The sequence below is a fragment of the Paenibacillus periandrae genome (assembly GCF_022458865.1).
GTDB lineage: Bacteria > Bacillota > Bacilli > Paenibacillales > NBRC-103111 > Paenibacillus_S > Paenibacillus_S periandrae.
On the sequence record NZ_JAJNMU010000003.1, the window covers coordinates 425,774 to 448,990 of the forward strand.

The window sequence follows — 23,217 nt, forward strand, 5'->3', positions numbered from 1 at the left end:
TTTTTAGATTGGCGAATCCAAAACAAAAAGCAGTTACGATCCAAGGAGTAGAGTTTACTTTTCAACACCCAGGTGTACGTAAGTCCCTGCAAATTAATGATAGTTCTCGGGATAAACACGGAAATTTAATGTCTGAAGCATATTATGCGCAACTTATGGAGCATGTCATTGTTCAACCGAGAACAAATTGGGAATATTGGGACGAGCATACCGAGCTCTTGGAGGAAGTCATGACTGAAGCTGTCCGATTTCTTGTCGGCGCAAAATAAGCAGCCTCGCGAATACCGACGAATAGCTGAACGCAATTGGGCATTTTGGCGAATCGTTCTCTCTGATAACGGCATAACCTATGGAGATGCTCAATCGATGGATTGGGAAGAAATTTATGAGGCTAATGCAGCAATCGATATTTGGCAATCCAAAACTACGGGAGGAAGAAGGAGAAAGCAATGAACAGTGCTTTAAGAAGCTTACTCATAAGCATTGGCTTCAACGTGAATCAGACTCCTCTCCAAAATCTGGACAGGCTGGTCGGCTCCGTTAGTAATAAAATGATGGGATTAGCTAAGATACCAATAGGGGCGGCAATCGCAGGAGCAGGTGCGGCGGGTGTTGCCTCTATTGTTGCTGTTAAGTCCTCACTGGACAAGGCATTAGATTTTGAATCACAGTTGTCGAGTATCAAGGCGCTGACAGGTGCAACTGTTGAAGAAATGCTTTCAATGGAGGATTTGGCACTTGAGATGGGATCCAAAACGAAATACTCAGCGCTTGAAGCGGCTAAGGGTATTGAAGAGCTCTTGAAAGCAGGATTGACCCCTGCAGCTGTTAAAGCAGGTGGTTTAGAAGCTGCACTTAATCTTGCAACGGCAGGTGGCTTAGGACTTTCTGAGGCTTCTGAAATCATGGCCACCTCTTTAAATTCATTTAAAAAAGATGGGATGAGCGCGGCAGACGTTTCAAATATTCTTGCCGGAACAGCCAATGCTGCAGCGGCAAGTGTTCACGGGTTGGGCTATTCGCTATCTTCTGTTGGAAGTGTTGCTGATATGATTGGCATGTCATTTAAGGATGTTAATACAGCCATCGGAATTATGACTAACGATGGTAACAAAGACGGAGAGAGTTCAGGAACGAGCTTAAAAGCAATGCTGATGTATCTACAACCACAGACGGATAAGGCTGTTGAGATGTTTAATCAACTCGGCATTGGAGTTGGCAAGGCTAACAAGTTTTTCAAAGACGGTAAGATAAAAGATCTTGCTGGTGTTGCTGACGTTTTACAAGAAACATTCAATAAAATGAACGATCAGGATCGAACAGCTGCTTTTCTTGATATGTTTGGCACGGATGGGGTCAAAGCAGCTACTTCACTTTACAAAGCCGGTTCAAAAGGCGTAAAGCAATTTTACGATGATATGGGCAATGTAACGGCCTTGGAAGTTGCTACGGAACGAATGAATAACGGGAAAGGTGCTATCGAACAATTTAAGGGTGCCCTCGAAACCCTACAAATCAGAGGGATGAAGCCATTTCTGCCAGCAATAAAGTCATTATTCACACAGGCAGGCGCATTCATTGAACAAAAGTCACCGCAGATCATTGCAGCCACTCAGGCCATTGCTGACAAGGCGAAAAACTATTTGAAAACACATTTCATCGATAATCAGGAGTTTAGGGATTTGTCAGTAGAAGGCAAGATTAACTTTGTCTTTAATGATGTGATTGAACTTTTCAATTCATGGTATGCATCTAGCGGTTCTAAACAAATTGAGGATATATCGAAGAAACTGGCGGCAGGTCTTGCTAGTGGTATTGAGGCTAGTGCAGGACCTATTACCGATGCCGCAATGAAAATAGGTGCTTCTATTGCTAAGGGGATGGATGAGGGTTTACAAAAAGCAGCAGCAGATTATCCAGTTATATCGATGTTGCTTGGTGGAGTTGCAGGCGCAAGATTTGGTGTCCCAGGGCTAATAGGCGGTGTGGTAGCTGGTTCTGGATACTCTTTATATTCCTCTTATGAGCAAAATAAAGACAAGGGAAATCCCCTTGTAGATTTTGATAAAAAGGACAGAGGATTAGGGTATGTAAATGACTTTTATAAAAATAAACAAGAGAAACAGCAACAACAACAAACTCCAGCGCCCATTATTTATGGTCCTCCTGCTCCTGAGCCTATATACGGTCCTTTCCTTGATGGATCTCACGCGAATGGCCTTTCCAATGTGCCGTTTGATGGATACTTGGCTGAGTTGCACAAAGGCGAGCGCGTTTTGACTGCTTCAGACAACCAAGAGTACAGCTCATCCTTATTACGACGGGATACACAGCAAGGGTCGAATACTTCATCTGGAGGGTTATCGCCCACAATATATGTAACCATTCAAGGGAACGCAACCAAGCAAGATGCCTATGACGGAACAATGGCGGCTTTGGACGCATGGGGCCGAAGTAGACAACGTAGAAATCCTCAGGTGGTGATTGGCTAATGGCAACAATTGCAGGTGTGGAAATCCATGTGGAGACAGAAAGTCCAGCTTATATGGTCAACATCATGACGCATCCGGTAGAAGAAGGGTTAGCGATTACGGACCATGTTCAGCAGATGCCAATAGGCTTGTCTCTTTCGGGGCAGATCCTCAATCCAAATGCATCTGAGAAGCGGGATCGTTTGCGTGCTGCAATGAATTCCGGTGAGTTGGTCGTGTATCTTGGAAGGAATTCGGCATATACCATGCTGATAAGCTCAATGCATTGTGACCATACCCACCGGATAGCAAATGGGTTTAGCTTTACTATGGAGCTAATCGAAACACGTATTGTCAGGGTACTCCAAGAGGCTTCACTTGAGACTGACCCCACGCTGACGGCAACGGCAGAAGAGGGCAATCTCGGTACTCAACAGCTTGAACAGACAGGCGAAGAGGTCTATGCAACCATTCAAGACGGAGACACATTTTGGGGGCTATCTGGAGTGTTCAGGACGACGGTAAGCAGCATCCAAGATCTGAATCCTGGGGTTAACCCTTTGACTCTACAGATAGGTCAGAAGGTGAGGGTCACATAATGTACAGGCTCAATATTAACAAAGCGGCGATACCCTATGCTTTTGAGGTGACAATAGCCAATACCAGATATAAATTCACCGTCCGGTACAATGATCAGTACGATTTTTTTACCCTAGACCTCACCCGAGATGGTGGGGTTCTTGTCACTGGTGAACCTCTTATATATGGATCGCCTTTGTTTCAATCAATGGAAGACAGTCGATTTCCGAGGTTTGCCATTACTCCAACCGATCCAAGCGGGATAACTGATAGAGTGACATGGGAAACGCTACAAGAAACGGTATTTTTGGCGGTGCAGCCATGACGCAGATAAACGCATTCGGACGAGAGATTGAGGTGCTAGTAGGCGAGAACCTCCGATTCTTCCGCGATGGTCAGAGCGGGTTGGATATCGAGTTCGAGGTCCCATTTGATGACGACATACTGGCAAACGAAGCAACAGTAACTATTTACAACGTCAAACCAGAAACATACAACCAAATCGAACTCGGCATGGCCTTAATCATTAATGCTGGATACCACAAAGATCGAGGTTCTATATTTGTTGGCGAGGTTTCTTATGTTGAACCATTACGAGATAAGCCAGACAGCAGATTAGTCATACGCGGATTAGACAGCCTTGCGTTCGTTGAGCAGGACATACAAAAAACGTACCAAGCCAACGTCAAGGCGACTACGATCGTGCGTGACCTGCTGAGCGAATTGGGCTTGCCTGTTGGTTTTTTTGATTTGCCAGATGATGTTTCTTATCCAAGAGGATACACAGCAAACGGCAAGATATGCGATATTCTCAAGCAGGTAGCTGTGGATTCGGACGCGCTATGCTTCACTTCACGAGGCAAAGTATATGTCTGTTCTCGCTTTTTTGGCGAGGAAACAGACTTCATTCTAACCGTGGAAAATGGTTTGATTGGCTCGCCGGAGTTGAACATGATTGACGTGTCTAAAACAAATCTGGATTACATTGATAAACGTCCCACGGCAAAGAAGCCGAGAAAAACAACAGGACCACGCCGTGTTACTTATGGCAAGAAAGACGTAGAACTGCAGGAGCAATTCAGAGTTAAAAGCCTGCTTAACCATCGGTTTGGAACCGCAAAGATACTGGCAGTACGTAGCCGTTCATATGATTTTATCTATCGAATCAACCGCGGCAGGCATATTTGCCAAGGATCGGAATTCTACACGGAAATGGAGCTGATGTGATGGGCGATTTTGATAAGGCACTGGATGCAATGATCAATGAATCTCTTCTGAATTTGCATACGGCCCTCCCATGTATTGTGATTTCATTCGATCCTGTTGGAATGACCTGCGATCTTCAACCGGTATTTAAACAGAAGCATAATGACGGAAGCCTGGTAACCCCGTCATCCGTTATCAAAGCCCCCTGCGTCTGGCAGCGGTTCTTGATTGGGGAGGAAGAGAAGGATTTCAAGCCTGTTTACGTTGCTGGTGATCTAGTGCTGGCGATCATTGCTGAACGTGCAATCGATCATGCGTTGTCTGGAGTTGTTGCTGATCCTAAATTTAATCGACACCACGAATTACAGGATGCCATTGTCGTAGGGAGGTTGAGTGGTTGAGAACATTAAAGTTGACCGACGGTGACTTGGTATTTACGAATGGCACAATGCAATTGGTTGACGGTAATGAGGAAATCGCTCAAGCGGTTCGAATCGAACTTTTAACATTTAAAAAAGAATGGTTTCTTGATTCCCGGATGGGCGTGGATTACTACGGTGTAATTCTAATGAAGCAGCCGAACTACGAAGCGATTCGTGCAGAACTGGTGCAGGCTATTTTGCGGGAACCACGGATTCGTTCGGTAGATTCACTCGATGTTGATTTTGATCGAGCAGCACGAAACCTTAAGGTTACTTTTAAAGCGACAACGCGTTCAGGACAAGCAATCACGCAGCAGGAGGTGTTATCCGGTGCTTGATAGTACTGGTTTTAAACGAAAAACATATGCTGATCTGCTGACAGAAGGTGAAGCAAAGGCACGAGAGTTATTCGGAGAGGATATCAGCACAGCGTCAAAAACACCGCTAGGTATCGTTCTCCGGATTTTTGTTTGGTTTCTATCGATCCTTTGGCAGATAGCTGAGAGGATATATTTATCCGGCTTCGTAGATACAGCTGAGGGTGTATCGCTGGACCGTTTGAGTGTTTACGCAGGCATACGAAGGCGAGTGGATACGAAAGCGCGAGGTGAGGTTACGTTCATAGGAACGGCAGGCTTCACAGTGAACCCTGGTTTACTCATTGCTACACCTTCCGACATTCAATATGTTGTAACCAATAGCGTAACGCTGAGTGGCGGCGGTATTGGTACAACAACCATAGAAGCGGTTGATACAGGGAGTTCTGGCAATGCTGCGGTTGGGGAAATTACCGTCTTTGTAAATCCTGATGCGAATCTTGCCTCTGTTACAAATGCTGCTGCTATAGCCAATGGTGGGGATAGAGAAAGCGATGCAGCATTCAGGGCACGTTTTCGTATCTCGCGGGCAGCCCGAGGCTCTGCTAATATCAATTCTTTGCTTGCAGCCGTTAACGCACTATCCGGTGTTCGTTCTGCTGCTGTAGTGGAAAATGACACTCTTGTTATAGATTCAGAGGGCAGGCCTAGTAAAAGCTTTGAAATCTACGTTCTTGGAGGCGCTAGCTCGGGAATCGCCAAAGCAATTTTTGATAATAAGCCTGCAGGAATCACAGCATGGGGGACAGAAACCGTATCAGTGAAAGACATTGCTGGATTCCCTCATGTTATTGGTTTTAGTCGTCCGGCAACCATTCCTATTTACGCAGGTTTGACAGTCACAACGAACAATGAGGCTCCAGTAGATGTTGCGAATAAGATACGCAATGCTGTTGTTGCCTATATTGGTGGGAAGGCTGTAGATGGTACTGAGTTTAACGGGAGCAGCATGGGTGAGGATGTGCTTTGGGCAAAGATTATCAGAGCGGTATATAACGTACCTGGCGTTGAAAATGTATCAGGCGGTATAAGCTTCACAAACGGCAGTTTTACGGCTTCCGACCTTGCTATTGACCCTCAAGAGGTTGCACAGATTGATGCTGATAATATCGGGGTGACGATCATATGAGTCGCTGGGATGATATGAGGAAGAGGCTGCAGGATTTGTTTCAGAAAGCTCCTGACAGCAATATAGCGAAGCTACTTAGGCTTGCAGCAGAACCTATGGACGAGATTGAGGAAGTGTTATGGCTCATCGATGCTTGGCGGGACCTGGACACGGCAGAAGGCACAACGCTGGATGCGATTGGATCCAATGTTGGACAACCGAGGGGTGGTGTGGGCGATCCCATTTATCGGGCGCTGATTCGTTCAAAGATTGCTCGAAACCTTTCTACCGGAACCATCGACAGCATCATTGACGTTCTTTCCTTGGCGCTAAATAGTAGTCCTGACACGATTCGATTAGTTGAGTTATCGTCCGATATAGTTACAACTGAACCAGCTGCTTTTCGTATAACAGAGGTGCCATTGGCTCGATTAAATGAGATGGGAATGAGCAGCTTGCAGTTTGTCCAACTCACAAAGAGTGTGGCCCCTTTAGCGGTCCGAGTGGATTATGTTAGCTTCTCCGGAACGTTTAGATTCTCAAATCAAAACGGGGTTGTTGAATCTACAGCGGAAGGTTTCTCAAATATAGCCGGAAGTTCAGGCGGGACGATTGGTAATGTTTATGAAGGTGGCAATGTTCCGGATCTACCAGTATAGAAAGAAAGGATGTTGAAAATGGCATTTAACAAAGAACTCCCTAAATGGAATGCCACAGGCGTAGAGCCGCCTGATTCCAAGAAAACTGAAGGGTGGCTTGAAAATGATCATCCCCCAGCAGATTGGTGGAATTGGCAGCAAAACCGGACATATGAAGCATTAAAAGAATTACAGGAAAAGGCACTGGACGTTAGTACGCCTGGGGCGATTAGTGATTCGGTAATCGGCAGCCGAACCGCAACGGACAGCGTAACCCCATCGTTTACGGGACAACTCACACCGCTGATTAGCAGCTTGTTCACACTATTGAAAGGTGTAACGGGTAAATCGAGCGCATTAACGGCTCCAGCTATTACGCTGGAAACGGTAAGCGGGCGGCTGGGACAATCGGTAAATGCAACGAATAGTCCGACGTTTGCAGGGTTAACCTTAACCGCGCCTTTGCCGATTGGAAGCGGCGGTACCGGGAGCACTACGAAAAATTTTGTGGATCTAACAACAGCGCAAACAGTAAGCGGCACAAAAACGTTTGGTGACAAACTAAGAATTGCACTTGGCGCATTAGGGACTGTAGCTGGAAATACCTTAGAAATATCGGAACAATCTGCTACGGTTTCTAATGGCTTAAGTTTAATCACACGCGCCAGACGGATAGCGAACGGAACAACACATGATACGGCGTCAATAGACCTAATAAGGAAAGTCGATGCCACCTACCAACAGTTTTTGAGTTTTCAAGGCGATGGAAGTATTAGAACACCTAACACTATCCTTGATGATGGAGCAGGAAATGCGACGTTCGGTAATTTGCGCGCAATTGTTGGGGCAGCCAGCACAGTTGTAGGATCAGACGCAATCAATGGTAATTATATAGGGAGCATTTCGAATCACAGGTTACGATTTATAGTAAATAATGTAGAAAGAGCATCCATAGGCACAGATGGAACACTCAACGCGTTAACAATAAACGCGGGGGCTGCAAGTGTGTCCTCTGCCGGAAATGATGCCCAAATAACGCTGCAGAATACAGGATCAGGCGGTAAAGGGTACTTGTTAACATCAGGATCAGGCGGTTCAGGGGCCGGAGTTGGCGGCTTTGCCGTGTGGGACACGGTGGCTGGATTAAGGCTTCGAATCGACGCATCAGGTAATGTTTATGTGCCAGTATCATTTACAACAGCGGGACCACTCACAGCAGGCGCCGGAGGATCATTTTCTAGTACCCTTGGGAATAACGGCTATCAAAAATTGCCTGGTGGATTGGTTTTTGCTTGGATGTATGTAACACTTCCTGCGAATACAGCGGCAAATTACGCTAACCCGGCCGGACTATCTACTATTTATATGGCTCATGCAATGGTGAGCGTAGGCACCGGAGGAACACCGGACAAGCCTTTATTGTGCAGTCCTTCCGGGGCCAATATAAATATAACGAACAATAATACTATGGAAATTTGGTCTCGTGTTTTCATGATAGGGATTGTATAAAGGAGTGATTTTTTTGGAACGGAAAATATTTGTCGTAGTTAAAGAAAATGAACTACCTAGATTTTACCCAACCGATTTGCACGATGCAGATAGTATCCCAAAGTCTGCAATCCAGATCACTGAGGATGTTTGGCAAGATTATCTTAGCAACCAACACCTACGGAAATTCAACTCTACAGGTGACTTGCTTATCTTGGACCCACCAACACAGGAAGAACTTGATGAGATCGAAGCTAATAGACCGCGTACAGATGCTGAGAAAATCGCTGTTCTTGAATCGTACAACGCTTCCTTACAACAACTAAATATGCAACTCGAACAGCGCCTCCAAGCCACGGAGAGCGCTGTTTTAACGATCATGGACTTTATTTAATTAAGGAGGTGAAAAAGCTATGTATGAATTTGTGCTCAACATGTGGATTATGAAACGGATTGACGAAGCAAAGGTTCGGTCCTACGTCACAAAGGGCTTCATTACGCAAGCCGAGGCTGACATGATTATAGCAACACCACAGCAGGCTTAAAAATATAAACGAGAGAAGGAATGTAAAATGGCAATTATCCAACCCAAATTAGAAGTCGTTCTAAACCCAGCAAACCCAGTACAAGAGGTGTGTGAGGTAATCAATGCCGTATCTGCTTACCATCCAAACAAAGAAGCTGAGATCCTTGCAGGGCTTATGCAAGCTATTGGAGCTCGATTGCAAGAATTGCAGAAGCCTCCTGAGCAAGAATAGTCGGTAATAGCAAAGGAGAGAGCTGGACCCCGAGCAATCGGGGCTATTTATTTGCCCTAAGGGACGGCTTACACGAAAAAAATACGCCCCAGTGATTTGGGACGTATAACTGTAAACATAGGTATTCAATTATTTGCACATATTCGTGGAGGTAGATTACTTATTTATTCCTAAAATCTTTAAACCTTCTTTTTTAAGATAGGGTTCATTTTTGTAGATCAATAAAACCGAGCCATCTGCACTTGTTATAAGAAGAGGGATTTCAGATGGTTTGGTGTTTATTCCCCAAGGAAACGAAAGAGTTGCGACACTGGTCTTCAAAATAAATCTTTCATCTCTATCCATTTGAAGTAATTGCTCTTTCGACAATTCCTTAACGGAAAACCATTCATCCATATTTAAAACTGTATTTGGCGCTACGAAGAACACAGTCCCTTCACTTGTCGTTGGATCAGGGGATGAAGTAGGTGTTGCAGTCGGTTTCGGAGCAGGTGATGTAGTTGGTGTTGTATTAGGCGTTGCAGTAGGTGTTGGAGCTGGCGGCAAAATTTCTAACTTATAGGTCGCACTTGTTACATTGTTTAATGCAATCGTCCTACTGTCTGCTTTGTATGTAACATCATAGCCGATCAAATTGGCAATATCTCGAACGGGCAGGTAGGACGTTCCGTTGTAGACAAGGGGCAAGGTTTCAAATTCCTTGGTCTGTCCGTTTATTTCCAAGTTGAATTTTGCGAAAACAGCTTTAATTTCAGTTCCGACTAAATCTGTAGATGCCAATGCGGTTACAGAAGAACCGAGCATCATAGACACGACTGCAGTAAGGATAATCTTTTTCATCATCAAGCCTCCATATATTTGGTTACTACTGGTAATACATTATTTATACTGCCAAAGTTTGGAAAAGTTGCGCTCCGAGGAATCGGGGTTATTTATTTGCCTTCGGGCAGAGAGGGGGAGCATTATGCCAGACGACGAAAATCTTAAAATAACGGAGCAGCTTACAAATGTACGTTTGGATCTCCGGGAGCTCTCAACCAAAATGGATACGTTCAAAGACATGTCGCGAAAAATTGATGAGGTGGACGACCTTGCTAAGAAGGCTATGGAATCAACGAAATCTGCACACCGAAGATTAGACCGAATAGATAAGCTTGTTACCTGGTTGTCTACTACAGTCATTGGAGCTATTATTTTGGCGGTGGTAGGGTTTGTTATCAAAGGTGGAACAAAACCATAAAGGAGCTACTATATGGAAAACCAATTTTTTACTTGGGACGCTCTGTCAGCATTGGCAGGAGCGTCTTTGCTTACGTTTTTTATTGTGCAGTATACAAAGGTGCTCGTAGATCAATGGAGGGTTATTCCGACTGATATTTACGCGCTGATCATTGCATACTTCGTCCTGTTGGCCGCGCAACTGGCTACCGGCGCAAATGCAAGCGACTGGAAGCTATATGTGCTTACTTTTGCCAATTCGTTTTTAGTAGCTGCAGCAGCTGGTCAAATCCAAAATAAGTCCCTTAAGCCTCCCGGCGATAACGGGGAAAGGTGGTTAAGATAATGCAATCCAGAAACACAAACAATATCAAAGTTATCGATGTATCAATACATCAAGGCTTTATCGATTGGGTAGCAGTCGCAGCGGATGGCGTACAGGGTGTGCTCATAAAAGCGACTGAGGGTGTTGGATTCCAAGATAGTAATCTAACTCGAAATGCGGAGGGCGCTGCTGCTGCAGGTTTAAAAGTGGGCTACTATCACTATGCGCGTCCTGAGACTGGCAATAACGTGCTGGATGAGGTTTACTCTTTTTTAGCTGCCATTGACGGCCTACCCGTTGATCTGCCGCTAGTCTTGGATGTGGAAGATAAAGCTGCTCAACTCGGATCGGCCAAGTTAACAGACTGGTCGTATACCTGGTTAACAGAGATTCAAATCAGATCCGGTCACCGCGTAATGCTCTATACCGGAGCAAGCTTTGCACGTTCTTACCTTGGCAGTAAGCTGGGTGAATTTCCATTGTGGGTAGCACACTACGGAGCAACTACACCGATGTCAAACAGCACATGGGAAAAGTGGGCAGTGTTTCAGTATTCAGAGTCAGAAAGGGTTGCAGGCATTGCTGGCAACGTGGACATGAATGAAATGGACCTTGCATTTTGGAATGAGATTATAGAGGTAAAACAAATCGAGGAGGTTGAAACAAACATGCCTATGAAACTGGAAGGCTGGCAATGGGATATGTTGTACAAAGTAATGGGAACGGCTTACAATGAGGATCAACTCAATTGGGATTGGATGCAGAAGATCAAGGAGAAGACGCTCACAGCCTCGGAGCTGGCGTTTCTGAATACGGTGTTGGATGGTAGGGTTGATCGGGGAATTGAGGTTTAGCTCCTTACGATTGTCACCTAATTATAGGGGCATTCCTTACTGCAAACTCAAAAAGCAAGAGTTTCAACCCACACTCCCGTAAGGGAAGTGACTTCGCGCTCTAGGTGTAATAAATATACTGAAATGGAAAGTATTTACTAATAGTATTATTAATGGTATATTTAGAGAGCAAGATATCCTATTTATACCAGTGGAGGTAACTAAATGTTTAAATTGAAAAAGGCCCTCATCGTCACAGCTCTTTCTTGCAGCATGGTATTCAGCGCTCAATCCGCTTTTGCAGCTTCTGAAGTTGAACCAAATAACAGTATTACTGCCGCGCAATCCATTTCAATCAACACCAATTACTTTGGAACTTTCTCTTCAACATCCGACAAAGATTGGTACAAGTTCACTATTTCTACGCCCGGTGACTATCAAATGGTTGTTCAAAATCCTTCTGGTGGCGATTACTACATTGTTCCTTGGAAATTAATCGGCGGTACATGGACTAATATTTACTCAAGCACTACACACCTTACGGTTGGCAGTAATGATATTACACAGTTTTTCTCTGGAGCAGGTGAACAGTACGCCTTCCAAATTATCAATCGTAATTCTTCAGTAAATTTGCAATATAATACGTATGTTGAACATTATTAAGCATCGATTTCACGATCAAACGATTACTTTTATATCTCTTTCTTTCACAGAAAAAAAGCCCTCATCCTTTGGGATTGAGGGCTTTTTTTAATTTCCATGACTTCACATAATCATTACCTGTCGCAAACCTTTAATTACAATAAAAGGAAATATAAGTTTAGACATTCCATGGAATATCTTGTAATCTACTATTTGTCTTATACATAATAAATTTGGAATATAAGGGAGAGATTTGTTTGAAAAAGTATTTAGCGGGTTCACTGTTTGGAGTAATTTTGTTTTTAATGGTTTCAGTCTCGGCAGTTTTAGCTTCACCAACTATTCAAATGGGTAGTGCCCTTAAACCAAATTATACTCAGTATAGTCACAGCACTTCTTCTATTTCGTATTCAGGTAGCTGGCTTCAAAATAACAACTTATTTAGGTATACAACTGCAATTGGCGATTCCCTAACCTTTCCAATTAGAGCTGAAGATACAGGATTTCAACTTTATATTGATCGCCAATCTGACGGTCGTAGCGCGGATGTTTATATCGATAATGTTCTTATCGGTGAAGTATCGTCTTATGTCGCAGGTACTCATAATGATGTGTACTATTACATTAGTGGATATCCTTCAGGAAGCCACACTGTAAAATTAGTTGTGAAAAGTGGTACTGGTAATTACGGATTTTATTTTATCGGTTATGCCGTTGGGGTTGCAGATCCTACCTTGCCTTCTATACCTGTGGATCTGTTGGCCACAGCTGGTAATACCCAAGTCACCCTCACATGGCCTGCCGTCACTGGAGCCACAGGTTATAACATCAAACGCTCCACAACAGCAGGTGGCCCTTACACTCCAGTTGCTACCAACGTCTACGGTTCACCTTATATTGATACAACAGTCACGAATGGGATTAAATATTATTATGTAGTTACAGCAGTTAATGCAGGCGGAGAGAGCGGCAATTCAAACGAAGCTTCAGCTACACCAACAGCACCGGCTGCTACGAACAGAGCTCTTCTCGTTATCACCCTTGTTAGTGGCCTTGAAAAAGAATATGATCTCTCGATGACCGAAGTAAACAGCTTCACCACCTGGTATGCTGCTCGCGCTGCGGGAACTGGACCTGAGGTCTACACGATCAATAAGTCATTCAACAAAGCTAGCTTCCTAACGCGTAAGGATAATATCGCATTCAATAAGATCGAGCTATACGAAGTTAATGAGTATACACCAGCGCCATAAGACAAAACGAAGCCCTCAATTTTCTGAGGGCTTCTTTTCTATATAAACTCGTGTGGGGGAGGTATTAATATAATCGCCCATGTTTTCCCTGATCATACATGACAATGTAAATGTTAAAATTATATCGGGTGATTAATATGTTTATCGAACCAATGCTCCTACATCCTCAAGAGAATCCTTTTTCTGATCAGGATTTTTTATTTGAACCGAAGATTGACGGACATCGTTTGATCCTATCTAAAAGTGTAGAGGGGGTCAGATTGTATACACGGCATCATAATGAATGTACTGGCCAGTACCCCGAACTGTGGGACGTTCCAATTGATGATGATGTAGTTCTTGATGGTGAAGTGTGCTGCGCGGATCCGGAAACAGGGAATATAAGTTTTGAGATGGTCATGGAACGGTTTCAGTTAAAAAATAAAACTAAGATTCAGGCTTATAGAAATCAAAGTCCAGTCAGCTATGTGGTCTGGGATATTCTTTTTCATAAGGGAAGAGACCTAAGAAAACTACCCTTGGCAAAGCGCAGGTCTATTTTGGAATCGGTTTTAATAACAAGCGACTACTTCAGCATTGTCCCTCAGATCGATACACGGGGAGAAGACTTATACCAATCCATTGTTGAAAGGTCCATGGAGGGTATTGTAGCCAAACGAAAAAGCAGCACCTATGTGTCGCGGCGCTCTCACGATTGGATCAAGGTAATTAACTATCAATATGCGGATGTTTATTTGGCAGGCTATCGCAAGAATGAATTTGGCTGGCTTGTCTATGTGATGGAGAATGGGAAACTGCGGCCTGCAGGTATCATTGAGCTTGGGGTTAGTCCGACACATAAAAAAGCTTTCCGATCTGTTTGTAAGCAGCTGGAGATCGGTGAAGATAAAAGCTTTGTTTATTTGCAGCCGCGTATCCAGGCAAAGGTTAAGTTTAGAAATTGGACCCGACATGGAATGCTAAGAACACCGAGTTTTGTGGATTTTATTTTATGAATGCACGTATTACAATAAATTTGACTTGTAAGCCCTCATCCTTCGGGTACGAGGGCTTTATTTATGACCATATAAGGTCATATTACGTTCATTTCATGAAGGTAATCGCAAGGCTTACCAGACTTATAGCAAGTGCCGCGATGCTTATGACGAGAGCAGCCGTTAATATTTTTGACGACTTCATATTCCCATCCCCTTTGTGGTATAATTGTTAAAACGAGAAAGTTACAGCACCCTTGTATTTCACCATTCCCCTTTTAGGGGGCCCGCTTGCGCGGGCTTGTGAGTTTAGCGGCTCAATGTGATGATGAGGGCGATTATCGAGTTTGTCAGGCTAATGATTGCAGTCACTAGCGTGATGATTGCGACTCGATTATCTTTTTGCTGTGGCTTTCTCTTTTTCTTCATCTTGTTCTCACCTCCTTATATTCTTATTATACAACGAATATCGTTGAATGTCAACCATTTAAGTTGAATAATTTAACTTATATAGTTGATTTTATATTTGGATATGTGTATAATACCTATTGAGGTGATAATATGCTGCGGTTAAAACTTGAGCAGATTATGGATGAGAAACGATACAATACTAAGCAGTTAAGCGATGCGACAGGCATACGATGGAATACAGTGGATGATATGGTTAAGAACAAAGCAAAACACTGGTTACCCGAAAATCTTGAAAAGATCATGATGGTACTCGATATCAAAAGTATTAGTGAATTAATCGAATACGAAAAAGAAAGCCCAAGCGAGTAATTCGAGGGCTTTTTTGTTTGCATAAAAATACCTCTTGAATTAGGAATATACGTTCGCTTATTATGGGTATAATAAGAATATATGTTCGCATAATTTGGAGGTGTTTGCTTTGGAAAAGGAAATCATAAAGCACATCGGAAAAACTATTGAAATCATTTACATGGGCGTTGACGGTCGAATTTCGCAACGACTGATCGAAGTCAGGTCCGTAAAATCAGACAGTGTGATGGCCTATTGTTTGCAACGTAAAGCGCCGCGGGTATTCAGGCTCGATAACATCCTGGCTATCCAGCCAGCTGCAGGGAGGGTGATAGCGTGACCACTGTACAAAAACCTACAGAGGAAGAACAGGAAATGATACTCAACTCGCTCCTGCTGCCCATGATGCTTACCATGATAGAGAGGAACGGCAAGGAGTTCGAACTATCCACTAACATGCTTCGTAGGTATTACATAGCAGCCACAGAAATCCTCATGAATCGAATCCATGCCGAAATGGTCAAAAATAAAAATGAATTGAGAGTCAGAAATATCAAGGTTTTTGAAGATAATAAACGTATGGACGATGACTTGCACTATAAATATATTTGCCGCGGATATGAGTATCCGTTTTCCGTGATGCGCGATGTCGTTAGGTCGCGCATCAGTATTATGATGGGTGAGTACGTTAAAGTTTTGTTGACTAAAATGAAAGAGTGAAAATATGTAGAGGAACGAAAAGGCCCCAAGCAGAGGAACTGCAAAGGGCATTTTCTTATTTCTTTCTCATCCAATAAGTTCGGTCAGGAGCTTTTCGAAAAAGATTATACTAATGTAACATTCGTGAATACTAACGTTCCTTCGAGCTTTATTAATACGCCAGCGTTTGTCCAGGGAGGCATTCGTGAAGACATCCATCGCAGCCTGTACGCAGACACGGAATACAGAAGGAATACGCCACCATCCTTATATCCTGCTTTTGCGATACCATCTGACTCTATACCAGCATGAAAGCTGCTTTGGTGGAGATGCTGAGCGTTTATATTTTGCTGCTGCTGCTTTTTCAGCCGATTTTGCATGATATATATTCAACTCGGGCCAATGCAGTAGAAATGGTGCTCGACAGTGCCATTCAAAAAGCAGCTAATGCAGATAACGGACGATTTACTCCGGAAATTATCGACGAGATGCGCTATACCCTGGAGCATACGTTTTTGCTGGATAGTGCGGATATCGGATTTACGGGAACGACGATACTTACCCCAAGAGGCGAATATATTGAAGGCACACTTTCTGTAAAAAGTACGCCACGTTGGTTGTTTCGCAGTATGTTTGGCAGTCAGGACCGCGAACCTCCGCAAATTGTCCGTTATGCCAAACAGATGAGTGAGGCGATGGTACGGTGATTAATGGATGAATCGAGCGCTGCTGCTGCTGTTTGTAGTGTTGATGTTTTTGTATACGACGGGGTTTGAGGCGGACAGGTTTGTTACGACGACTACACATAACCGGCTAAAATTCACTTTGAATCGCGGCGCACATGATGCGGCCCTGCAGGTAAATAAGGATTGGCTCGCTGAAGGCCTTGTGGTGTTTGAGCGGCCTCTGGCACATGCCGCCTTTGAGGCAGGACTTCGCGGGAATTTACAGCTGCGTCCGGATGGAACGCCTTATGAAGGCAGTCTGCTGACGGCTGCGCCTGTTATCGTATTTGAGGATTATGTAGACGATTTATCCCCGGGTGTGGTGTTTCCTTACAGCTATGTAAGGGAAAGTGAGCATATCGTTCAGGTTCTGAAGGGGCCGGCTGTCATCTACAGGGTTAAGGTAAAGATGCCGCGCAGCAGTTCACTGTCTTATAACGGAGATGTTTATAAAACGGTAATTTATGAATACCCATTGGACTTTAAGTTAAGCCAGTAAAAGGGGGAGGCGTGCTGATTGCATGTGAATAAGATTGTACAGAAAAGCTTGCTGAAAGCCTGCATGGCGGGTTTGGTTAGTGTGGCTTTGCTTCCGGTAGGGATAGGCGGTACAGCATTTGCTGCTGCATCGGTTCCACCAGCTCCAAGTATGATCCGTATTGAAAATAAGCTGTCTGGGACCCCGGATGTGGTTACTGTAACCGGACTATCCGCGGGAGATATCGTTAAGGTGTATGCAGATGGAGGAGCGACTACACCACTGGGTACTGCGGCAGTACCCAGCGGGTCGAATAGCGCAGTAATCACGATCAATCAGTTGGGTGCTGCCGCTGGTTATGTGTATGTTACTGTAACACAGCCCTCGTATTCAGAGAGCAGACGTATTGTGAAATCTTACCTTGCAGAGCCGTTGTCCGTGGCGCCCGCTGCTAGCAGCATTCGGATTACGAATAATTCAGCAGGCACACCGGATACAGTTGCACTCCTGGGGCTGCAAGTAGGCGATCTCGTCAAGGTATATGCAGATGCTTCGAAAACCAGTTTATTAGGCTCTGCCACAGCAGTAACGGGTTCCCGTGAAGGCACTGTTGTTTCCATCGGACAGCTGGGAAGTAACGAAGGTGTTGTCTATGTTACGTTGACGGAGACAGGAAAAAGTGAGAGCAGGGCAACGGAAAAGGGATATGCTGGTGAAGCCATGAGCGTTAAACCGAAATTGGCACAAATTCGTGTACTGAATGAGCTTAGTGGAACAAATGATCATATTATCGTGAGCGGCTTGCAGGCGGGTGATATTTTGAAGGTATATGCTTCAGAGAAGGCCGCCGTACCTTTGACTCAGGTCACTGTGGCTGCAGGCTCCGACACAGCGGATGCATCAGTGTCGCAGTTGGGTGTGGGCGAAGGCAGTGTGTATATGACTATTACAAGTCCACCCCTGCAGGAAAGTGTGCGTGTTGTGAAGCAGTATCGCTCGGAACCGGTTACGGCTGCACCGTCACCAAGCACTATTGTAGTGACAAACGAGCCAGTAGGAACCGATGATCGAATCGAGCTGTCCGGTCTGACAGCGGGAGATGTTGTAAAAGTATATGCGGATGCGTCATCAACCACTGTGATCGGGACGGCTACTGCCGACAGCAGCTCGACACTAGTAAAGGTTGTGGTTCCTCAGCTGGGCAGACAGGCCGGATATGTATACGTTACAGTAACCTCTTCTCTTCGTAGTGAAAGTCGCCGTGTCATTAAAGCATACGCCGCCGAATTGGCAAGCGGTGCACCCGATCGATCCCAGATTCAAATTCATAATGCTGTGGGCAACGAGGATACCGTTACGGTGAATGGCCTGCAGGCTGGTGATACAGTGAAGGTATATGCGGACGATATATCAGTAGTTGCTATTGGCAGCGCGACCGCAACTGATGATGCGAGCTCTGTTATCGTGCATGCAGCTTTACCTGGAACCGGCTATGGCCTTGTTTATGTAACGGTAACGCATAAGCAAGAGGAAGAAAGCGCACGAACGGCTAAAATATATGCGGCCGAGCCTGTTACTCTTCCACTATCCCCTAATCAGCTGCGAGTATCCAATGTGACAGGAGTTTACGGCAATGATGAGGTTGCAGCAATTGCGATTAAACCGGGTGACACGATCAAGCTTTACAATGATGCGGTGATAGCTACGCCAATGCAGACGGTGAGCGGGGGAGAGGCGTCAGCCACAACGGCATCTGGTGTAACTACAGCTACGATTGGTGGTCTTCAGCTTAACAGCAATGGAGGTCGGATTTATGTGACGATAACCTCAGAAGGCAAACGAGAGAGCAGCCGCATTGTGAAGGATTATGAAGCAGAGTAAGTCGTTAACATTAAAGAGAGGGGCTTGAATAACGATGACCTATCCCAAAAGCAATGTTCTTCATCGTAAAGCGGTTTCTGACAGAGCTCGCGCATACCGAATTTTTAAAAACAAAATCAAGCTCATGGTGGCCGTTTCCTTATTATCTATTTTAAGAAAGTTGGTCTGCGTGATAACGGTTGTCACAGTGCCTTTTAGCTTATTAATTCCGAGCCACATAGGTTTCGCCAGATCGAACGAAACGGTCGTTGTTGCTGATTCGATTCCCGTAACTGAACCTGGTAGCGATGCTGCTGTCAACGATGAAGAGATGGCTATCTTATTTAGCGATATAACAGGTCATTGGGCCGAAGCTCCGATTCGTGAGGCAACTGCTAACGGTTTCATAGCCGGTTATGCGGATGGAACCTTCAAGCCTGATCAATCCCTGACACTGTTGGAGTTTGCCACCCTGCTGACTTCAAGCCTCAGTGTACCAATTTTGACTCCAGGCACGTCCAATTCAGCTCCAAGCGTGGAGACTTCCACTGAGATTACGCAATATAATGGTAATATTCAGTCATTACGGGATGTCGGTATCATTAAAGAAAATGAATTTACACCCGACCAATGGAATCGTAATTTAACGCGGTCAGTACTTATGTCGCTAAGCTTGAGAGCGATAGACCCCAATTCAATTATCAGCGAATCGGAGCTTGAACAACGCGCGGTCTCAGCAGGTTTGTTGGATGGTAGTGATTCAACGATTACCGGCACCAAGCAAGTACAGGCTGAATGGGCAGCTAAGGTAAGTACACGAGCTGAAGCTGTTGTTGTCATGCTGCGGTTACGCTATGCACTCGGTTTAGCCGAACCGAATAGGGAGGCGGCTCCTTACTGAGCAGCAGCTCTTTAATCGGTAGAGGAGCAGCTATCTTCCTACCACAGAAGTCGCCATCTGGATGAGTTCTTCCTCATGTCGTAGTTAATGATTGTTGCTAACACAATGAAGCCTCAGGCTCCACGATGTAGTGGATTCGGAGGCTTCTTCGATCATTCATCTATGCCGTTGTTTTATTAGCCTGTATGATCCGGTAGCCGTTAGGGGTTTCGCTGGATTTTATTTGGTAATCCTGTTACCCTCTAGGTAGGATCAATCACAAGGGGGACATGAATTTATGGCTTTTATGGACTGTCATTTTTTCTCGGAATCACTCGGGGTATCCGCATCCATGCACGTCATTTTACCACAGTCGACTACAGGACAGATCGGTATGGAATCTAATGCAATTAAGAAAAAGCATCCTACGCTTTTTTTACTGCACGGTTTATCAGATGACCATACGATTTGGATGAGAAGAACTTCTATTGAAAGGTATGCTGCTGCTTATGGCCTGGCTGTTGTGATGCCTGCGGTCAATCGGAGCTTTTATACGGATATGGCTGTTGGCTACAAATATTGGACCTTTATTAGCGAAGAGCTGCCTGCTTTGGCGAGGTCATTTTTTCCGTTATCCGAGGCAAGAGAGGACACCTTCGTAGCAGGTTTGTCGATGGGAGGGTATGGTGCATTTAAGCTGGCGTTGTCGTGTCCGAGTCAATTCGCAGCAGCAGCAAGCTTGTCGGGGGCACTTGATATTGCGTCCATTGCCAAGCAGCGTGATCCGATAGAGTTTGAACGTATCTTTGGTGATCTGAATCAATTTCAGGGGAGCCATAACGATCTTTTTCAACTGGCTGAGGAGGTCGCGCTAGGTGAGGGACCAAGCCCAATGCTGTATCAGTGCTGCGGCACGGAGGATTTTCTGTATCAGGACAATGTACGATTCCGTGACCATTGCCGTGCTTTAAAGCTGGATTTGACCTATGAGGAAGAGCCGGGAAGCCATGAATGGGGTTATTGGGATCATAAAATTCAAAACGTGCTGAGCTGGCTGCCAATTCGATAATGTGCATATGTCAAATGCGTTTTGAACGGAATTATTAAAGGAGAGGTTTCATGAACGAGCATGCTGAACGTATAAGACGGCTACAAGAAAGACTGCTGCAATTGCAAATCGACGGCTGTATGATCACGCAAAATGTCGATTTATATTATTTTACCGGATCGATGCAAACGGGGTATTTGTTTGTGCCGAATGAGGGAGAGGCCGTGTTCTTCGTTCGCCGAAGTGTTGTACGTGCAGAGGAAGAATCGTCCATTATTGTGGAGCCATTAGGTTCATTCCGAAGCTTTGGGGAACGGCTGGCCGATGTGTATCATTCCTTATTTCAGGCAGCACATTCGCGTCACCTGAGGTTTGCTGCTGAATTTGATGTGCTTCCCGTGCAGCAGCTCAAGCGATTGGAAGCTGTACTGCCTCAAGTGGAGTGGGTGGATGGTTCACTGCTGATTCGCGAACTGCGGATGATCAAATCAGCTGTTGAAGTTGAGCGCATTCGTGAAGCGGGTCGCATCATCAATCTGGCCTTTGAGGATGCGCTCGACAAGCTGCGTCCGGGTATGCTGGAGCTGGAACTGATGAGTCATATCGAGACGTATGTAAGACGCGCTGGTCATATCGGTATCATGAGAATGCGAGGCTACAACCAAGAAGTAATTACGGGCATGATTGGAGCGGGTGCAGCAGCAGCAATGCCAACTTACTTCGATGGTCCCGCCGGAGGTCAGGGTCTGTCACCAGCGAGCCCGCAAAGCGCAAGCCGCCGCCCCATTGCACCCAATGAACCGATTCTGATCGATATCGGCTGCTGCATCGATGGCTATGTTATCGATCAGACACGAACAGTCGTGATCGGAGCGTTAGACGAAGACTTGCTTCAGGCCTATGAGCAGTCGGAGCGAATTATACGCAGTGTGGAATCGAAGCTGCTGCCAGGTACCGTGTGCGAGCAGTTGTACATGCACTCCCTCCAAATGGCGCATGCTGCTGGATTAAGTGATCATTATATGGGCTATGGTGACGATCAGGTTAAATTTCTCGGACATGGAATCGGGCTTGAGATTGATGAGCTGCCTGTACTTGCCAAAGGCTTCAGCTACCAACTACAGCCCGGAATGGTCATAGCTGTCGAACCCAAATTCACATTCCCGCAGCGTGGGGTGGTCGGTATTGAGAACAGCTATGTGATTACGGATACCGGGTTTGACAAGCTGACCGTATCGCGTGAAGGACTGATTCAGCTCTAGTCTGAGGTGCATATCAAGAAGCGGCTGTCTACGCAGCTCTCCTAGCTCCAAATAAATGACGTGCAGGTTGTTTAACCTATCCAAAATATGAACCCTTGCATCTACAAAAATAGGCTGAAACAAACGAAGAAATCACAGAGCTATTGCGGTATGCTTAAGCTGAGGAATATTATAAAAGTAGATCACAGCTTGATCATAAAAGGAGTGCGGTTATGGCGAATATAGTCGTATTGGATGGCTACACATTAAACCCGGGGGATTTGGACTGGGGAAGACTGGAGCAGCTCGGCAATGTTACCATATATGATCGAACGGCTTTAACTGAGATCGTAGAACGTGCAGCTGATGCGGATATCGTGCTGACTAATAAAACACAGCTGTCCGCTGCTACAATTGAGCAGCTTCCGAAGCTCCAATATATCGGTGTGCTGGCAACTGGCTACAACATTGTAGATACAGAAGCGGCAAAGCAGCGGGGAATTCCAGTGACGAATATCCCTACATACGGAACCCAATCTGTGGCTCAGTTCGTATTTGCCCTGCTGCTGGGGTTATGTCATCAGGTGCAGACTCACAGTGACGCAGTCCATGCGGGTGATTGGAACAACTGTCCAGATTTTTGCTTTACACGTTCGCCGCTGATTGAGCTTTCAGACAAGACGATGGGCTTGATCGGGCTTGGACGTATTGGCGGCCAAGTAGCGAGAATCGCCAATGCTTTTGGCATGAGGGTTATCGCAGTTGGCAGTGGCAGAAGCAATCCGACTCCCGTGGAGGGTGTAGAGTGGGTGGAGCTAGACCAGCTTTTGGCAGAATCGGATGTTATCAGTCTGCACTGTCCGTTAACACCGACTACGGAAAAGCTGATTAATGCGGAGCGGCTTTCCCAGATGAAGCAGTCGGCTATGTTAATCAACACCTCGCGTGGAGCGCTCATTAACGAGCAGGATCTAGCTGATGCTTTGAATGATCGACGGATTGCCGGAGCTGCGGTGGATGTGCTGTCCGTGGAGCCTCCTGTACCTTCGAATCCGTTGTATGCGGCAGCGAACTGCTTGATTACTCCTCATATCGCCTGGGCGACGAAAGAAGCCAGAGCCAGATTGATGGGAACGGCTGTAGATAATGTGCAAAGCTTCCTGTCGGGTCAGGCCGTTCATGTAGTAAACGGGCAAAAATAATCTGCAAATGACGATTAGAAGCATCCATGTTCT

32 protein-coding genes are annotated in these 23,217 nt (G+C 45.3%); 31 read left to right on the forward strand and 1 reads right to left on the reverse strand.

All coding sequences use genetic code 11. From position 1 onward, the window contains the following. The first annotated feature begins 8 nt into the window (after nt 1-8). Genes LRL21_RS06960 through LRL21_RS07015 form a run of 14 tightly spaced genes read left to right on the forward strand, consistent with a single transcriptional unit; the run spans nt 9 to nt 9,047 of the window. Nucleotides 9-269, forward strand: coding sequence for a hypothetical protein (locus LRL21_RS06960; protein WP_240415028.1), 261 nt, complete (start codon nt 9-11; stop codon nt 267-269). After that, entirely contained in the window at nt 253-453 is a 201-nt protein-coding gene (locus tag LRL21_RS06965) for a hypothetical protein (protein WP_240415029.1), read from the forward strand. Before LRL21_RS06960 ends, LRL21_RS06965 begins: the two co-directional genes overlap by 17 nt. Then, complete coding sequence (locus LRL21_RS06970; protein WP_240415030.1) at nt 450-2,492, forward strand: phage tail tape measure protein; 2,043 nt, start codon at nt 450-452, stop codon at nt 2,490-2,492. The genes LRL21_RS06965 and LRL21_RS06970 overlap by 4 nt, the downstream gene beginning before the upstream one ends. Then, nucleotides 2,492-3,070, forward strand: a complete 579-nt coding sequence (locus LRL21_RS06975; protein ID WP_240415031.1) for a LysM peptidoglycan-binding domain-containing protein — start codon at nt 2,492-2,494, stop codon at nt 3,068-3,070. The genes LRL21_RS06970 and LRL21_RS06975 overlap by 1 nt, the downstream gene beginning before the upstream one ends. After that, the gene (locus LRL21_RS46760) at nt 3,070-3,375 is read left to right on the forward strand and encodes a phage baseplate plug family protein (protein WP_420832429.1); all 306 of its coding nucleotides are present in this window, start codon (nt 3,070-3,072) and stop codon (nt 3,373-3,375) included. The genes LRL21_RS06975 and LRL21_RS46760 overlap by 1 nt, the downstream gene beginning before the upstream one ends. Further along, a complete protein-coding gene (locus tag LRL21_RS06980; RefSeq protein WP_240415032.1) occupies nt 3,372-4,277 on the forward strand; it encodes a phage protein in 906 nt (301 codons plus the stop codon). Before LRL21_RS46760 ends, LRL21_RS06980 begins: the two co-directional genes overlap by 4 nt. Then, entirely contained in the window at nt 4,277-4,657 is a 381-nt protein-coding gene (locus LRL21_RS06985) for a Gp138 family membrane-puncturing spike protein (RefSeq protein WP_240415033.1), read from the forward strand. Before LRL21_RS06980 ends, LRL21_RS06985 begins: the two co-directional genes overlap by 1 nt. Then, entirely contained in the window at nt 4,654-5,016 is a 363-nt protein-coding gene (locus tag LRL21_RS06990) for a DUF2634 domain-containing protein (RefSeq protein ID WP_240415034.1), read from the forward strand. The genes LRL21_RS06985 and LRL21_RS06990 overlap by 4 nt, the downstream gene beginning before the upstream one ends. Then, complete coding sequence (locus LRL21_RS06995) at nt 5,009-6,184, forward strand: baseplate J/gp47 family protein (RefSeq protein WP_240415035.1); 1,176 nt, start codon at nt 5,009-5,011, stop codon at nt 6,182-6,184. Before LRL21_RS06990 ends, LRL21_RS06995 begins: the two co-directional genes overlap by 8 nt. Beyond that, nucleotides 6,181-6,822 carry a DUF2612 domain-containing protein gene (locus LRL21_RS07000; protein ID WP_240415036.1) on the forward strand — a complete coding sequence of 214 codons (642 nt, stop codon included), beginning with the start codon at nt 6,181-6,183 and terminating at the stop codon, nt 6,820-6,822. The genes LRL21_RS06995 and LRL21_RS07000 overlap by 4 nt, the downstream gene beginning before the upstream one ends. A gap of 18 nt (nt 6,823-6,840) precedes the next feature. Continuing rightward, the gene (locus LRL21_RS07005; RefSeq protein WP_240415037.1) at nt 6,841-8,310 is read left to right on the forward strand and encodes a hypothetical protein; all 1,470 of its coding nucleotides are present in this window, start codon (nt 6,841-6,843) and stop codon (nt 8,308-8,310) included. A gap of 13 nt (nt 8,311-8,323) precedes the next feature. Beyond that, nucleotides 8,324-8,683, forward strand: coding sequence for a hypothetical protein (locus LRL21_RS07010; RefSeq protein ID WP_240415038.1), 360 nt, complete (start codon nt 8,324-8,326; stop codon nt 8,681-8,683). Nucleotides 8,684-8,702: 19 nt separating this feature from the next. After that, nucleotides 8,703-8,834, forward strand: coding sequence for a hypothetical protein (locus LRL21_RS45560; RefSeq protein ID WP_275900627.1), 132 nt, complete (start codon nt 8,703-8,705; stop codon nt 8,832-8,834). Between the two features lie 27 nt (nt 8,835-8,861). Next, a complete protein-coding gene (locus tag LRL21_RS07015; RefSeq protein ID WP_240415039.1) occupies nt 8,862-9,047 on the forward strand; it encodes a hypothetical protein in 186 nt (61 codons plus the stop codon). A 156-nt stretch (nt 9,048-9,203) separates the two neighbouring features. Here the strand turns inward: LRL21_RS07015 and LRL21_RS07020 are convergent, their stop codons facing one another. Continuing rightward, nucleotides 9,204-9,890 carry a stalk domain-containing protein gene (locus LRL21_RS07020; protein WP_240415040.1) on the reverse strand — a complete coding sequence of 229 codons (687 nt, stop codon included), beginning with the start codon at nt 9,888-9,890 and terminating at the stop codon, nt 9,204-9,206. A 121-nt stretch (nt 9,891-10,011) separates the two neighbouring features. Between LRL21_RS07020 and LRL21_RS07025 the strand changes: the two genes are divergently transcribed. From LRL21_RS07025 to LRL21_RS07105, 17 genes are all read left to right on the forward strand, one after another. Continuing rightward, complete coding sequence (locus tag LRL21_RS07025) at nt 10,012-10,287, forward strand: hemolysin XhlA family protein (protein WP_240415041.1); 276 nt, start codon at nt 10,012-10,014, stop codon at nt 10,285-10,287. 12 nt (nt 10,288-10,299) lie between these two features. Next, entirely contained in the window at nt 10,300-10,611 is a 312-nt protein-coding gene (locus tag LRL21_RS07030) for a hypothetical protein (protein ID WP_240415042.1), read from the forward strand. Then, on the forward strand, nt 10,611-11,444 hold the full coding sequence (locus LRL21_RS07035; RefSeq protein WP_240415043.1) for a glycoside hydrolase family 25 protein: 834 nt from the start codon (nt 10,611-10,613) through the stop codon (nt 11,442-11,444). Before LRL21_RS07030 ends, LRL21_RS07035 begins: the two co-directional genes overlap by 1 nt. Before the next feature lie 204 nt (nt 11,445-11,648). Continuing rightward, complete coding sequence (locus tag LRL21_RS07040) at nt 11,649-12,086, forward strand: hypothetical protein (protein WP_240415044.1); 438 nt, start codon at nt 11,649-11,651, stop codon at nt 12,084-12,086. Nucleotides 12,087-12,322: 236 nt separating this feature from the next. Then, nucleotides 12,323-13,318, forward strand: a complete 996-nt coding sequence (locus tag LRL21_RS07045; protein WP_240415045.1) for a fibronectin type III domain-containing protein — start codon at nt 12,323-12,325, stop codon at nt 13,316-13,318. A gap of 137 nt (nt 13,319-13,455) precedes the next feature. Then, nucleotides 13,456-14,313 (forward strand): ATP-dependent DNA ligase, encoded by an 858-nt coding sequence (locus LRL21_RS07050; RefSeq protein ID WP_240415046.1) that lies wholly within the window; start codon nt 13,456-13,458, stop codon nt 14,311-14,313. Nucleotides 14,314-14,853: 540 nt separating this feature from the next. Further along, nucleotides 14,854-15,072: a helix-turn-helix domain-containing protein gene (locus LRL21_RS07055; protein ID WP_240415047.1), complete on the forward strand. Its 219-nt coding sequence runs from the start codon at nt 14,854-14,856 to the stop codon at nt 15,070-15,072. Between the two features lie 109 nt (nt 15,073-15,181). Further along, entirely contained in the window at nt 15,182-15,391 is a 210-nt protein-coding gene (locus tag LRL21_RS07060; protein ID WP_240415048.1) for a hypothetical protein, read from the forward strand. Then, a complete protein-coding gene (locus tag LRL21_RS07065; protein WP_240415049.1) occupies nt 15,388-15,771 on the forward strand; it encodes a YhjD family protein in 384 nt (127 codons plus the stop codon). Before LRL21_RS07060 ends, LRL21_RS07065 begins: the two co-directional genes overlap by 4 nt. Nucleotides 15,772-15,894: 123 nt before the next feature. Beyond that, nucleotides 15,895-16,062: a hypothetical protein gene (locus LRL21_RS07070; RefSeq protein WP_240415050.1), complete on the forward strand. Its 168-nt coding sequence runs from the start codon at nt 15,895-15,897 to the stop codon at nt 16,060-16,062. Further along, a complete protein-coding gene (locus LRL21_RS07075) occupies nt 16,059-16,457 on the forward strand; it encodes a hypothetical protein (RefSeq protein WP_240415051.1) in 399 nt (132 codons plus the stop codon). The genes LRL21_RS07070 and LRL21_RS07075 overlap by 4 nt, the downstream gene beginning before the upstream one ends. A 7-nt stretch (nt 16,458-16,464) precedes the next feature. After that, a complete protein-coding gene (locus tag LRL21_RS07080; RefSeq protein WP_240415052.1) occupies nt 16,465-16,974 on the forward strand; it encodes a hypothetical protein in 510 nt (169 codons plus the stop codon). Nucleotides 16,975-16,998: 24 nt separating this feature from the next. Then, nucleotides 16,999-18,834: a hypothetical protein gene (locus tag LRL21_RS07085; RefSeq protein WP_240415053.1), complete on the forward strand. Its 1,836-nt coding sequence runs from the start codon at nt 16,999-17,001 to the stop codon at nt 18,832-18,834. A 34-nt stretch (nt 18,835-18,868) separates the two neighbouring features. After that, nucleotides 18,869-19,714, forward strand: coding sequence for an S-layer homology domain-containing protein (locus LRL21_RS07090; protein ID WP_240415054.1), 846 nt, complete (start codon nt 18,869-18,871; stop codon nt 19,712-19,714). Nucleotides 19,715-19,991: 277 nt separating this feature from the next. Beyond that, nucleotides 19,992-20,762, forward strand: a complete 771-nt coding sequence (locus tag LRL21_RS07095; protein WP_240415055.1) for an alpha/beta hydrolase — start codon at nt 19,992-19,994, stop codon at nt 20,760-20,762. Between the two features lie 50 nt (nt 20,763-20,812). Then, nucleotides 20,813-22,003, forward strand: a complete 1,191-nt coding sequence (locus LRL21_RS07100; RefSeq protein ID WP_240415056.1) for a M24 family metallopeptidase — start codon at nt 20,813-20,815, stop codon at nt 22,001-22,003. A gap of 212 nt (nt 22,004-22,215) precedes the next feature. Next, entirely contained in the window at nt 22,216-23,184 is a 969-nt protein-coding gene (locus tag LRL21_RS07105) for a D-2-hydroxyacid dehydrogenase (RefSeq protein ID WP_240415057.1), read from the forward strand. The last annotated feature ends 33 nt before the right edge of the window (nt 23,185-23,217 follow it).

Bases quoted from the DNA above. Each gene is read 5' to 3' on its own strand.
- LRL21_RS07080 (WP_240415052.1), top strand. From the start codon at position 16,465: ATGAATCGAGCGCTGCTGCTGCTGTTTGTAGTGTTGATGTTTTTGTAT.
- LRL21_RS46760 (WP_420832429.1), top strand. From the start codon at position 3,070: ATGTACAGGCTCAATATTAACAAAGCGGCGATACCCTATGCTTTTGAG.
- LRL21_RS07020 (WP_240415040.1), bottom strand. From the start codon at position 9,890: ATGATGAAAAAGATTATCCTTACTGCAGTCGTGTCTATGATGCTCGGT.
- LRL21_RS07105 (WP_240415057.1), top strand. From the start codon at position 22,216: ATGGCGAATATAGTCGTATTGGATGGCTACACATTAAACCCGGGGGAT.
- LRL21_RS07025 (WP_240415041.1), top strand. From the start codon at position 10,012: ATGCCAGACGACGAAAATCTTAAAATAACGGAGCAGCTTACAAATGTA.
- LRL21_RS07075 (WP_240415051.1), top strand. From the start codon at position 16,059: ATGAAAGCTGCTTTGGTGGAGATGCTGAGCGTTTATATTTTGCTGCTG.
- LRL21_RS45560 (WP_275900627.1), top strand. From the start codon at position 8,703: ATGTATGAATTTGTGCTCAACATGTGGATTATGAAACGGATTGACGAA.
- LRL21_RS06980 (WP_240415032.1), top strand. From the start codon at position 3,372: ATGACGCAGATAAACGCATTCGGACGAGAGATTGAGGTGCTAGTAGGC.
- LRL21_RS07095 (WP_240415055.1), top strand. From the start codon at position 19,992: ATGGCTTTTATGGACTGTCATTTTTTCTCGGAATCACTCGGGGTATCC.
- LRL21_RS07030 (WP_240415042.1), top strand. From the start codon at position 10,300: ATGGAAAACCAATTTTTTACTTGGGACGCTCTGTCAGCATTGGCAGGA.
- LRL21_RS07050 (WP_240415046.1), top strand. From the start codon at position 13,456: ATGTTTATCGAACCAATGCTCCTACATCCTCAAGAGAATCCTTTTTCT.
- LRL21_RS07055 (WP_240415047.1), top strand. From the start codon at position 14,854: ATGCTGCGGTTAAAACTTGAGCAGATTATGGATGAGAAACGATACAAT.
- LRL21_RS07040 (WP_240415044.1), top strand. From the start codon at position 11,649: ATGTTTAAATTGAAAAAGGCCCTCATCGTCACAGCTCTTTCTTGCAGC.
- LRL21_RS06970 (WP_240415030.1), top strand. From the start codon at position 450: ATGAACAGTGCTTTAAGAAGCTTACTCATAAGCATTGGCTTCAACGTG.
- LRL21_RS07035 (WP_240415043.1), top strand. From the start codon at position 10,611: ATGCAATCCAGAAACACAAACAATATCAAAGTTATCGATGTATCAATA.
- LRL21_RS06975 (WP_240415031.1), top strand. From the start codon at position 2,492: ATGGCAACAATTGCAGGTGTGGAAATCCATGTGGAGACAGAAAGTCCA.
- LRL21_RS07090 (WP_240415054.1), top strand. From the start codon at position 18,869: ATGACCTATCCCAAAAGCAATGTTCTTCATCGTAAAGCGGTTTCTGAC.
- LRL21_RS07005 (WP_240415037.1), top strand. From the start codon at position 6,841: ATGGCATTTAACAAAGAACTCCCTAAATGGAATGCCACAGGCGTAGAG.
- LRL21_RS07015 (WP_240415039.1), top strand. From the start codon at position 8,862: ATGGCAATTATCCAACCCAAATTAGAAGTCGTTCTAAACCCAGCAAAC.
- LRL21_RS07100 (WP_240415056.1), top strand. From the start codon at position 20,813: ATGAACGAGCATGCTGAACGTATAAGACGGCTACAAGAAAGACTGCTG.
- LRL21_RS06985 (WP_240415033.1), top strand. From the start codon at position 4,277: ATGGGCGATTTTGATAAGGCACTGGATGCAATGATCAATGAATCTCTT.
- LRL21_RS07000 (WP_240415036.1), top strand. From the start codon at position 6,181: ATGAGTCGCTGGGATGATATGAGGAAGAGGCTGCAGGATTTGTTTCAG.